The 8,097-nt window shown below is 69.7% G+C and carries 10 protein-coding genes and 1 riboswitch; of the genes, 3 read left to right on the top strand and 7 right to left on the bottom strand.

Going from position 1 to position 8,097, the window contains the following annotated elements; all coding sequences use genetic code 11:
• Positions 1 to 10: 10 nt before the first annotated feature.
• Complete coding sequence (locus tag Q0326_RS06150) at positions 11 to 358, top strand: ribose-phosphate pyrophosphokinase (RefSeq protein WP_298688279.1); 348 nt, start codon at positions 11 to 13, stop codon at positions 356 to 358.
• On the top strand, positions 359 to 1,993 hold the full coding sequence (locus Q0326_RS06145) for an NAD(P)/FAD-dependent oxidoreductase (protein WP_298688214.1): 1,635 nt from the start codon (positions 359 to 361) through the stop codon (positions 1,991 to 1,993). It begins immediately after the preceding gene.
• Positions 1,994 to 2,156: 163 nt separating this feature from the next.
• Here Q0326_RS06145 and Q0326_RS06140 read toward each other — a convergent pair whose 3' ends face one another.
• Positions 2,157 to 2,705 (bottom strand): 2'-5' RNA ligase family protein, encoded by a 549-nt coding sequence (locus Q0326_RS06140; protein ID WP_298688211.1) that lies wholly within the window; start codon positions 2,703 to 2,705, stop codon positions 2,157 to 2,159.
• 107 nt (positions 2,706 to 2,812) lie between these two features.
• Here Q0326_RS06140 and Q0326_RS06135 point away from each other — a divergent pair, with 107 nt between their 5' ends.
• Complete coding sequence (locus Q0326_RS06135; RefSeq protein ID WP_298688209.1) at positions 2,813 to 3,034, top strand: hypothetical protein; 222 nt, start codon at positions 2,813 to 2,815, stop codon at positions 3,032 to 3,034.
• Positions 3,035 to 3,087: 53 nt separating this feature from the next.
• On the opposite strand, the gene Q0326_RS06130 is transcribed toward Q0326_RS06135, so the two are convergent.
• From Q0326_RS06130 to Q0326_RS06105, 6 genes are all read right to left on the bottom strand, one after another.
• Complete coding sequence (locus Q0326_RS06130; RefSeq protein WP_298688207.1) at positions 3,088 to 3,393, bottom strand: hypothetical protein; 306 nt, start codon at positions 3,391 to 3,393, stop codon at positions 3,088 to 3,090.
• Between the two features lie 114 nt (positions 3,394 to 3,507).
• Positions 3,508 to 4,056 (bottom strand): hypothetical protein, encoded by a 549-nt coding sequence (locus Q0326_RS06125; RefSeq protein WP_298688205.1) that lies wholly within the window; start codon positions 4,054 to 4,056, stop codon positions 3,508 to 3,510.
• A complete protein-coding gene (locus tag Q0326_RS06120) occupies positions 4,053 to 4,280 on the bottom strand; it encodes a hypothetical protein (protein ID WP_298688203.1) in 228 nt (75 codons plus the stop codon). The genes Q0326_RS06125 and Q0326_RS06120 overlap by 4 nt, the downstream gene beginning before the upstream one ends.
• A 295-nt stretch (positions 4,281 to 4,575) precedes the next feature.
• On the bottom strand, positions 4,576 to 6,492 hold the full coding sequence (gene thiC, locus Q0326_RS06115) for a phosphomethylpyrimidine synthase ThiC (protein WP_298688201.1): 1,917 nt from the start codon (positions 6,490 to 6,492) through the stop codon (positions 4,576 to 4,578).
• An 11-nt stretch (positions 6,493 to 6,503) separates the two neighbouring features.
• A complete protein-coding gene (locus tag Q0326_RS06110; RefSeq protein WP_298688199.1) occupies positions 6,504 to 6,914 on the bottom strand; it encodes a DUF2065 family protein in 411 nt (136 codons plus the stop codon).
• Positions 6,915 to 6,958: 44 nt separating this feature from the next.
• A riboswitch (TPP riboswitch) is annotated at positions 6,959 to 7,083 on the bottom strand.
• A 65-nt stretch (positions 7,084 to 7,148) separates the two neighbouring features.
• Entirely contained in the window at positions 7,149 to 7,892 is a 744-nt protein-coding gene (locus Q0326_RS06105) for a sterol desaturase family protein (protein WP_298688197.1), read from the bottom strand.
• Between the last annotated feature and the right edge of the window lie 205 nt (positions 7,893 to 8,097).

Below are 8,097 nucleotides of genomic sequence, written 5' to 3'. Positions count from 1 at the left end.
CGCCGCCGCGATCGCCGACGTGCCGCGAGTCCGCGCGCTGCTGGTCGCCGCCGCCCGCGCCGGCGAGGCGCTGAGCTATTCGGCGCTGCTCGCGATGCTCGGCACGCGCTTCACCCGGCCCAAGATGCGCGCGCTGTGCAAGACGCTCGATGCGATCGACGCGGCGGGGGCGGCGGCGGGCGAGCCCGAGCTCGCGGTTCTGGTGGTGCGCGAATCGGACGGTCTGCCGGGGCAGGGCTGGTGGACGGGCGGGCACGCGCTCCGGCTCGGCCATGACGGCGCTTGGGAGGGCCCGGCGGCACGCGCGCTGGTCGACCGCGTCCAGGCCGAAACCTTCGCCTATTGGCGCGATCGCTGAATGGCCGACCGGCGCACCGACGCCCTTATCATCGGCGGCGGGCACAACGGGCTGGTCTGCGCCTTCTATCTGGCGCGGGCGGGCAAGACCGTACGCGTGCTCGAGCGGCGGCCCATCGTCGGGGGCGCCGCGGTCACCGAGGCATTCCATCCGGGGTTCCGCAATTCGGTGGCGAGCTACACGGTCAGCCTGCTCCAGCCCAAGGTGATCCGCGACATGCGGCTCGCCGCGCGCGGGCTGCGCATCGTCGAGCGGCCGATCTCCAACTTCCTGCCCCAGGCGGATGGCGGCTATCTCAAGCTCGGCGGCGGGCTCGAACGGACGCAGGCCGAGTTCCGGCGCTTCTCGGCGCACGATGCCGCGGTGCTGCCGAGCTATTATGCCGCACTTGAGGGTGTCGCCGATGTGCTGCGCGATCTGGCGTTGCGCACGCCCCCCAATGTCGGCGACGGACTCGCCAGCCTGATCGCCGCCGCGCGACAGGGCGGAAAGCTCGCCGGCCTGTCGATAGAGCGCCAGCGCGACCTGCTCGACCTGTTCGCGAAGTCGGCGCGCGCCGTCCTCGACGGCTGGTTCGAGAGCGAGGCGGTCAAGGCGGCGTTCGGCTTCGATGCGATCGTCGGCAATTATGCCAGCCCCGACACGCCGGGCTCGGCCTATGTGCTGCTCCACCACCTGTTCGGCGAGGTCGACGGCAAGAAGGGCGCATGGGGTCATGCAATCGGCGGGATGGGCGCGATCACGCAGGCGATGCGCGCGGCCTGCGAGGCGGCGGGGGTCGAGATCCGTACCGATGCGCCGGTCGCGCAGGTGCTGGTCGATGGGGAGCGCGCGGTGGGGGTGCGGCTCGCGGACGGCGAGGAGCTGTTCGGGCGCGCGATCGTCGCCAATGTCGGGCCGCGACTGCTCTACGACCGGCTGATCGATCCGGACGATCTGCCCGCCGACTTCCGGCGACGCGTGAAAGGCTTCAAGGTCGGCTCGGGGACGTTCCGGATGAACGTCGCGCTGTCCGACCTGCCGCGATTCACCTGCCTGCCCGCGCCCGGCGAGCATCATCAGAGCGGCATCATCCTCGCCCCCACGCTCGATTATATGGACCGCGCCTATAGCGACGCGAAGGCGACAGGCATGGCGCGCGATCCGATCGTCGAGATGCTGATCCCCTCGACCGTCGACGACAGCCTCGCGCCGCCCGGCGCGCATGTCGCCAGCCTGTTCTGCCAGCAGTTCGCGCCCACGCTGCCCCCCGGTCCAGATGGCGCCGCGCGGAGTTGGGACGACGAACGCGAGGCGGCGGCGGATCGCATCGTCGACACGGTCGAGCGCTGGGCGCCGGGGTTCCGCAATTCGGTGATCGCGCGCCAGATCCTGTCGCCGCTCGATCTCGAACGGACCTTCGGCCTGGCGGGCGGCGACATCATGCACGGCGCAATGAGTCTCGACCAGCTGTGGTCGGCGCGGCCGATCCTCGGGCACGGCGCGTATCGCGGGCCTTTGCGAGGCCTGTACATGTGCGGGGCGGGGACGCATCCCGGCGGCGGCGTCACCGGGGCGCCCGGGCACAACGCGGCGCGCGAGATCCTCGCGGACGGCGGCTGGCGGGGGCGGGCCAGGGCGTGGCGCCGCGGCTGAGCGCCGGCCCGCGAAATTGACGAAGGTGACAGGCTGGACGCATTTTCGGGCCGGCTTGCGCCGCGCCCGACCTCGTCACCCGCGACCCGTCACCTGCGACCTCGTCACCTGCGACCTCGTCATCCCGCACCTCGTCATCCCGGCGGCCGAGCGGATGGCACATTCACGCCGCCCGTCGCCGTTCGGGCAGCCGCCACCGGCCCAGCTCCTCGTGCCAGCTGCGTCCCCGCCAGCTGCGCACCAGCACGAGTTCGTCGACCAGCCAGCCGATCCCGTCGATCGCGCGCACGCCCTGCCGGTCGCGCGCGGCGTAGCCGAGCGTGACGTGCGGCACGGGCAACGCCGCGCGCGGCAGGTCGAGGCCGTACTGCCGCACCATCCCGGCGACATGCGCCTGGCAGGCGAGCGCGCCCGGCAGCGGATCGCTCGCCTTGAGCAGACGGTGCCGCGCGCTGGTCACGATCCGGTCGAACCGCACCGGGAAGGCGAAGGGCGGCATCGTCGCCATGATCCAGCCGATCATCGCGACGACATGCGCCTCAGACGCGCCGGTCGCGTCGAGATCGGCGAGCGTGATGTGCCGCCGCGTGGTCGGGATCAGCCGCAACCCGGGCAGCGCGGGCGCGATGTCGTTCGAGGGGGCGAGCACATCGCCGACGCCATCGGGCAGACGCGCGAACAGATGGAGGCGGGGCACGGGCGATGTGGCCATATCGTCGCTCCTGCGACTCATCGACCGACGCAATGTTCCTCATATGTTCCAGTTTGTCAAGCCGTGATTCGGCTTGGCAGGTCCGGTGCGGCTGCTAGGCTGGCACGATGCTCAACCTGATCTCGATCCTCGTCGGCCTCGGCGCGCTGTTCTGGGGTCTGGTCGCGTTCACGCCGTTCCTCGGCTGGATGTACTGGTTCGTGCTGCCCTTCGCGGTGCTCGGGTTGGCGATCGGTGCGCTGTCGAGCCGCAATGGCGGGCGCAACCTCAACCTCGTCGTGTTGTGCGTGGGGCTCGTACGGCTGATGATCGGCCACGGCATTTTCTGACCCGCGGGGCGGCGCGAGAAACGGCACCGCCCCGCGCGATCGGGACGGCCGCGCTACGCCTTGCTGCCGAACAGCCCGCCCAGCAGCCCGCCGAGCCCGCCTTGCTGTTCGAGCAGTCCCGCGAACTTGCCCAGCGCGCCTTCGCCGCCGATATGCTCAACGATCTGCTGGAGGAGATCCTGCGGCAGGCCGGTCTGGTCGGCGGCGGTCTGCACCGTGTCGCCGGGCTGGGGATGCGCCTGCCCGAGCGCGGTGACCGCCTGCTCGACCTGCTCCGGGGTCAGACCGACCTTGGCCGCGAGATTCTGAACATCCACATTGCCGGCCACCTGGCCGAGCAGTCCGTCGAGCAAGCCCATCGCTAAATCTCCTGGTGCAGGGAGCGACGAACCTAGCAGACGCGCGGCCGATAGCGAGAGAAGAGCGGAAAAGGACGAGCGGCGGCGAGGACCAAAGGGGCGGGGCGGCGTCGGTCAGCCGCGCGCGGTCGCCTTGGCCGGCGGCGCGGCGGGTGCGTGCGGGGGAAAGGTCGCGCGCACCAGGATGATCAGCAGCAACAGGCAACCGGCGATCACCGCGATCTGCTTGATCCAGAAAAACAGGCCGCGGGCGCGGTAGGAGAGCCAGTTGCGGTTGTAATTATAATCATGCGCCGCGCCCTCGGTCAGCGCGCGGTCGACCGCGATGCTGCCGGCGAGATATTGCAGATAGTCGAAGAACACCGCGAGCGCGCCGCAGATCGCCATCCAGAGCAGATGCGCGCTCATCGTCGCGACGAGCGCGTGCGCGAACGGCGCGTCCGAGCTGATCATCGCATAGAAGATGGCGAGCAGCCCGAACCCGACATAGCGCACCGTCTCGCTGATCCGTCCGGTGACGAACTGCTTCTGTTCGAGCACCGCCTGGTGCGCGGGGGTCATCGTCTTGGCCGGCTGGCCCGAGGCGCCTTCGGCCGCCGGTTTCGCGCCGGGTTCGGGAAACGCGGCCGGCGGCACGTCATCGCCGTCATCGTCGTCGCTCACCCGCCATCCTTGCTCGGCGGCGCGTCGGCACCGGGATCGGGTGTCCAGGGATTCTCGTCGGGCGCCCGGACGGCAGGACCGGCATCGGTCGTCCAGTCGGGTGCCTGGCGCGCGGGGCCGGGATCCTTGGTCCAATCGCGTCTCGGCGGATGCGGCGGCGGCACGGTATCGTGCGGCAGGTCCTCGCCCGGATCGGGCGTCTCGTCGTCGGGATCGTCACCCATGTCGTTTCCCATCCTGTAGCGGACATGATGCGGACGGTTACGCCAAGCAAACCGACACGCATGATGAAGCGGGAGCAGAGCGAGCACAAATATCGATCCCAGCCGAGAGTGTGTAAATCGGGATTTGGTCCAGCTTCGATCGATCTGCCGTTTACCCCAGGCACGGCGGCCTGCCGTCGATGACTTGGCGGTCTTCGTCCGACATCAATAGCAGCCGGGGCGTCACCGCGGTCGACCGGGACGCGCGGCGGCGCGTCCGGCCCGAAGCCGACCGTCAATCACGGCGAATACCGGACTACCCCGCCGCCGGCAGATATATCTCCCCACCCGCCTCCTTGAACCTCTCGCTCATCGCCAGCATCCCTGCCTCCGCTTCGTTCTTCCCGATCGGGGTCGCGGCCAGGAATGTATCCGCGCCGGCGTTCTGCTTGCTCGCGAACGCGCGCACCTCCTGCGAAATCTGCATCGAGCAGAATTTGGGCCCGCACATCGAGCAGAAATGCGCGGTCTTCGCACCCTCGGCGGGGAGCGTCTGGTCGTGATACTGCTCGGCGGTCTCGGGATCGAGCGCCAGGTTGAACTGGTCGCGCCAGCGGAAGTCGAAGCGCGCGCGGCTGAGCGCGTCGTCGCGCAGGCGCGCGGCGGGGTGGCCCTTGGCGAGATCGGCGGCGTGCGCGGCGAGCTTGTAGGTGACGACACCGACCTTGACGTCGTCGCGGTCGGGGAGGCCGAGATGCTCCTTGGGGGTCACGTAGCAGAGCATCGCGGTGCCGAACCAGCCGATCATCGCAGCCCCAATGCCGCTGGTGATGTGGTCGTAGCCGGGGGCGATGTCGGTCACCAGCGGCCCCAGCGTGTAGAAGGGCGCCTCGCCGCAGACGGCAAGCTGCTTGTCCATATTCTCCTTGATCTTGTGCATCGGCACATGGCCGGGGCCTTCGATCATCACCTGGACGTCGTGCGTCCAGGCGATCTTGGTGAGCTCGCCCAAAGTCGCCAGCTCGGCGAACTGCGCCGCGTCGTTGGCGTCGGCGTTGGAGCCGGGGCGCAGCCCATCGCCCAGCGAGAAGGCGACGTCATACGCCTTCATGATCTGGCAGATGTCCTCGAAATGCTCGTAGAGGAAGCTCTCCTTGTGGTGCGCGAGGCACCATTTCGCCATGATCGAGCCGCCCCGCGAGACGATGCCGGTGACGCGGCTGGCGGCGAGCGGCACATAGGCAAGCCGCACGCCGGCGTGGATCGTGAAATAGTCGACCCCCTGTTCGGCCTGCTCGATCAGCGTATCGCGGAAGATCTCCCAGGTCAGGTCCTCGGCGACGCCGCTGACCTTTTCGAGCGCCTGGTAGATCGGCACGGTGCCGATTGGCACGGGGGAGTTGCGCAGGATCCACTCGCGCGTGTCGTGGATGTTGCGGCCGGTGGAGAGGTCCATCACCGTGTCCGCGCCCCAGCGGATCGACCATACCATCTTGTCGACCTCGGCGGCGACGTCGGAGGCGACCGCCGAATTGCCGATGTTGGCGTTGATCTTGACCAGGAAGTTGCGGCCGATCGCCATCGGCTCGCTCTCGGGGTGGTTGACGTTGTTGGGGATGATCGCGCGGCCGCGCGCCACTTCGTCGCGGACGAACTCGGGGGTGACGTAATCGGGGATCGCGGCGCCGAAATCCTGGCCGTCGCGGACCAACGTCTCCGCGAGCGCCGCGCGGCCCATATTCTCGCGGATCGCGACATATTCCATCTCGGGGGTGACGATGCCGCGGCGGGCATAGTGCATCTGGCTGAGGTTCATGCCGGGCCTGGCGCGCAGCACGCGCGTGCGGACGCGCGGGAAGGCGGGGACGCCGCCCGAGCGGTCGGGGCCGAGCTGGCCCCCCGGCCTCAAGCCATTGTCTTCGGGTTTGGTCGGCCTCGCGTCATACGCTTCGATGTCGCCGCGGGCGTGGATCCAGTCGCGGCGCAACTCGGGGAGGCCGGCCATGATGTCGATGCGCTGCGCCGGGTCGCTGTACGGGCCCGAGGTGTCGTAGACACGCAAGGGCGCCTCGCCCGCAGAGGGCTCGAGCGCGATCTCGCGCATCGCGACGCGCAGCGGCCCGACGTGGATCTTGCGGCTGCCGCGGATCGGGCCGGTGGTCACCGTCATGCCGGTGCGGGCGGGCGTCCGGCTCCGATCGGGAGCCGGAATCGTGGGATCAACATCGGCCATCTGACAATCTCCTAGGGAAGGGCGTCGGCGCGGCCGGTGAGGCCGGCGAGGACGAGCAGCACGCCCGCGATCAGCGCGACGATCGCCCACAGGCGGGTCGCGGCGACGAACGGGCGGGCGAGGGCGAGCAGGACGTCGGGAAAGGCGAGCAGCAGCAGCCCCTCGATCACCGACAGCGCGGCGATCAGCGTGACGACGATCGACAGCGGATCGTAGACGACATGGTGCGGGATGAGGATCGCGACGCCGATCGCGAAGCTCGCCACGCCGAACAGGTCGGCGATGCCGGCCGAGCGTTCGATGTCCGCGACGATCTCGCGCCAGCGCTCGGGGCTGCGCAGCCCGCTTATTCCGGCGGCGACCAGATAGAGGCCGATCGCCTGCGCGAGCTGTAGCGTCAGGACGGTGAGCGTGTGGACCAACTCTTCCTCCTCTCGACCGGGAAGAGAAGGAGGGATCGCGCGAGTCGGTGCGGTCCGTCCCTCCCTACGCCGGTATCATCCGGATCAGGTTCGACGGGTCGTGGGCTGCGGGCGTGTCGCCCAGGGCCCACCTCTCAGCCGACATGCATCGGCCCCCCGGGGAAGCGGTGATGCTAACCGATCGGGACGGCGACGCCAAGCGGTCTCGGCGCAGAAACGCCGGGAGCGGCAGGCCTAGCCCGAGCGGGGGCGGGTCGGCTCGAAGCTGCCAAGGCCACGGTCGGTGCCGCACAGACGGTCCCAGACGCGGAAATAGAGGCCGTAATTGCAGCGATAGTCGCTGTGGTGTCGCTGGTGGTGGGTCGCGCTGATCAGCCAGCGCCCGGCCGGCCCGTCGACGATTCTGCGCGGCAGCATCTCCCAGCCCATGTGGTTGGTGACGCCCATGATCGTCATGATCGTCAGCACCGCGGCGAGTGCGGTCCAGTGCAGCGGGATGACCAGCACCAGCAGCGGGATGACGACGGCGCCGGTCAGGGCCTCCCACGGGTGAAAGCTCATCGCCGCCCAGGCGGTCGGCGGGCGGCTGGCATGGTGGACGGCATGCGCGACGCGGAACGGTTTCGGCCGGTGCATCCAGCGGTGCGTCCAATAGAACCAGCTGTCGTGCGCGGCCAGGCAGAGCAGCACCGAGACCGGCCACCACCACAGCGGCCAAGCGTGCAGGTCGGTATAGACGCGCGTCCAGCCATGCGTGCGCCAGCCCCAGGCCAGGATGCCCGCGGGCGCGCCGTAGATTGCCGCCGAGGCGAGGCTCCAGCCGATCTCGCGGCGGACCTGCCGGTCGAGCCCGGCATAGAGGCCGGGATGGCGGCGCCCGGTCGCCCAGGCGAAGCCGCCCGACACCGCGAGATAGCGCACCCCCACGATCAGGGTCATCGCCAGCGCGGAGAGCAGGACGGCCAGGGTCGCGGACATGCGTGCTGCTTAGCCGGGATCGGCCTTGGAGAATACCTGTCTCCGGCGCAGCCGAGCCCCGAGTGTCACGCACGGCGTGACCCTCCGCTTTCGCGGGGACCGTCGCGCGCGTCACCTGCGGAACTCCGGGCCGCCGCGACCGCTTACCCTTTTCGCGGGGACCGTCGCGCGCGTCACCTGCGGAACTCCGGGCCGCCGCGACCGC

Source organism: uncultured Sphingomonas sp. (genome assembly GCF_937859915.1).
Lineage (GTDB): Bacteria > Pseudomonadota > Alphaproteobacteria > Sphingomonadales > Sphingomonadaceae > Solisphingomonas.
The sequence above is the reverse complement of the archived record's forward strand: the minus strand, read 5'-3'. Positions and strand labels throughout refer to the sequence as shown.

Bases quoted from the DNA above. Each gene is read 5' to 3' on its own strand.
- Q0326_RS06105 (WP_298688197.1), bottom strand. From the start codon at position 7,892: ATGTCCGCGACCCTGGCCGTCCTGCTCTCCGCGCTGGCGATGACCCTG.
- Q0326_RS06135 (WP_298688209.1), top strand. From the start codon at position 2,813: ATGCTCAACCTGATCTCGATCCTCGTCGGCCTCGGCGCGCTGTTCTGG.
- Q0326_RS06145 (WP_298688214.1), top strand. From the start codon at position 359: ATGGCCGACCGGCGCACCGACGCCCTTATCATCGGCGGCGGGCACAAC.
- thiC (WP_298688201.1), bottom strand. From the start codon at position 6,492: ATGGCCGATGTTGATCCCACGATTCCGGCTCCCGATCGGAGCCGGACG.
- Q0326_RS06120 (WP_298688203.1), bottom strand. From the start codon at position 4,280: ATGGGTGACGATCCCGACGACGAGACGCCCGATCCGGGCGAGGACCTG.
- Q0326_RS06130 (WP_298688207.1), bottom strand. From the start codon at position 3,393: ATGGGCTTGCTCGACGGACTGCTCGGCCAGGTGGCCGGCAATGTGGAT.
- Q0326_RS06140 (WP_298688211.1), bottom strand. From the start codon at position 2,705: ATGGCCACATCGCCCGTGCCCCGCCTCCATCTGTTCGCGCGTCTGCCC.